Source organism: Aurantimicrobium sp., from assembly GCF_036667855.1.
Taxonomy (GTDB): domain Bacteria; phylum Actinomycetota; class Actinomycetes; order Actinomycetales; family Microbacteriaceae; genus Aurantimicrobium.
The window spans coordinates 1-1,827 of record NZ_JAVWTF010000108.1 but is presented as its reverse complement, the minus strand read 5'-3'; the positions used below and the strand labels follow the sequence as shown (position 1 = coordinate 1,827).

Genomic DNA, 1,827 nt, shown 5'->3' with positions numbered 1-1,827 from the left:
AACCATGCCCTTCAGTTAGAAGCCGCCTAGTATTTATCCTGTCCAACTTTCGGGGGACAGTTCACTGATGGCCAGGGAATCTTTGTCTGTGGGCACGCCTAGAATTGAGGCATGGGAACACCGAATGAGTACATGGTCTGGATCGACTGCGAAATGACCGGACTCAACCTCGATGTTGATGAGCTTGTTGAAGTCGCTGTGATCATTACCGACTCTGAGCTCAATGCCGTTCACGAAGGTTTCGACATCGTGATCAACCCCAGCCAGGCAGCCTTGGACAACATGGGTGAATTCGTCACCAACATGCACACCACTTCTGGCCTGATTGAAGAAATTCCTCATGGTGTTTCGCTCAATGAAGCAGAAACACAGGTTCTTGCCTACATCAACGAGCATGTTCCCGAAGGCCAGAAGCCACCGATGTGTGGCAACTCGATTGGCACCGACCGAGCATTCATCGTTCGCTACATGCCTAACGTTGATGCCCGCCTGCACTATCGCAACATCGACGTCTCCTCCTTGAAGGAACTTGCTCGTCGCTGGTATCCCCGCGTCTACTTTAACTCCCCCAGCAAAGACGGCGGCCACCGCGCTCTGGCAGATATTCAAGAGTCCATTCGTGAGCTTGATTACTACCGCCAAGCACTGCTTGTGGCCGAGCCTGGGCCCAACAGCGAAGAAGCAGGCAAGATTTCTGCTGACATCGTGGCCAAGCACTCGTCTTAAGCCAGTTCTTCAGTTTTTGCCTCACAGCTAAACGTGTAAGATTATTGAGTTGCCGATTCGTCGGAAGCACAACATGGTGGGTATAGCTCAGTTGGTAGAGCGCCTGATTGTGGTTCAGGAGGTCGCGGGATCGATACCCGTTACTCACCCCAAATGGGTCAGGTTTGAACTTTCGACCAAGGGACCGCCCTTGGTCGAGGTTCGAGCCTGGCTCAACTTTCTTGCCTCGGCGGCCCAGGTGAGGGCGTCGGCCTGCAAGCCTTCGATGCTCAGCCCGTCGTACGGCGTCTTGTAGCCGACCCGAACGTCGTTGTCCTCATCGACATAAATCGCCGTGAACAGCGCCTGGTTGCACAGACGACGGTTCGCGTCGTCAGCCTTCTTGTAAATGTCGGCCGCATTCGACAGCAGAGTCAACGCGTCGTCCAAGTTCGCCCGAGCGAAGGCGTACTCCCCGTGGTGGGCGTCGATCCGGTTCTGGATCGTCTCCAGCGATGCCGTGATCCGATCCTGCTCCCGCTTGAGCAACTCCAACGGGACCGCTCCCGCGTAGTGAGCACGGAGCAGCTTCTCCTGCTCGTCTTCGAGCTGGGTCCGACGCGTGGCGAGGTCCGCCAGTTCCGCGGCACCCTCGGACATCATCTCGTCGAACCGTGCGTGCAGCATCGACGAGAGCGCCTGCTTGGTCTCCGCGCTGATCTGGACGTGATCGTAGAACTGCTCCACGAGTCGCTCGACGTGCTCGATGAGCATCGCTTGACGGGTACAGTCACCCCTACCGCCGTGCCTGCTCGCGCACACGAAGTACGGATAGATCGTGCCCTGGCTACTCTTCGCGTTGCACACGATCAGGCGCGAGCCGCACTGCCCGCAGAACACAGAGCCTTTCAGGTAGTGATCGTGCACTTGCGTCGCGTCCGCCGCCGACCGGTGAGTGCCGAGCACGGTCTGCACCTGATCCCACACCTCGTTCGGGACGAGCGCTTCGTGGACTCCGGAAGGTGAATGCTAGGCATGATCTAACCCTCGGTCTCTGGCGTCGCGACTGCGAAATTTCGCGAGGGTTTCCGAGAAGGTGATTGCGCTTCGCAGATCTCCAGG

Annotated in this window: 2 protein-coding genes, 1 tRNA gene and 1 pseudogene; 2 read left to right on the top strand and 2 right to left on the bottom strand. The window is 57.5% G+C overall.

The window, feature by feature from the left end:
- Positions 1 to 111 precede the first annotated feature (111 nt).
- A complete protein-coding gene (gene orn, locus RR877_RS10510) occupies positions 112 to 726 on the top strand; it encodes an oligoribonuclease (RefSeq protein ID WP_280805662.1) in 615 nt (204 codons plus the stop codon).
- Positions 727 to 802: 76 nt separating this feature from the next.
- A tRNA-His gene (locus RR877_RS10505) sits at positions 803 to 878 on the top strand.
- Here the strand turns inward: RR877_RS10505 and RR877_RS10500 are convergent.
- Together RR877_RS10500 and RR877_RS10495 are read right to left on the bottom strand one after the other, a co-directional pair.
- The gene (locus RR877_RS10500; protein ID WP_332551411.1) at positions 871 to 1,680 is read right to left on the bottom strand and encodes a zinc ribbon domain-containing protein; all 810 of its coding nucleotides are present in this window, start codon (positions 1,678 to 1,680) and stop codon (positions 871 to 873) included. The genes RR877_RS10505 and RR877_RS10500 overlap by 8 nt on opposite strands.
- A 54-nt stretch (positions 1,681 to 1,734) precedes the next feature.
- A pseudogene (locus RR877_RS10495) lies at positions 1,735 to 1,827 on the bottom strand (sulfonamide-resistant dihydropteroate synthase Sul1); the annotation flags it as partial.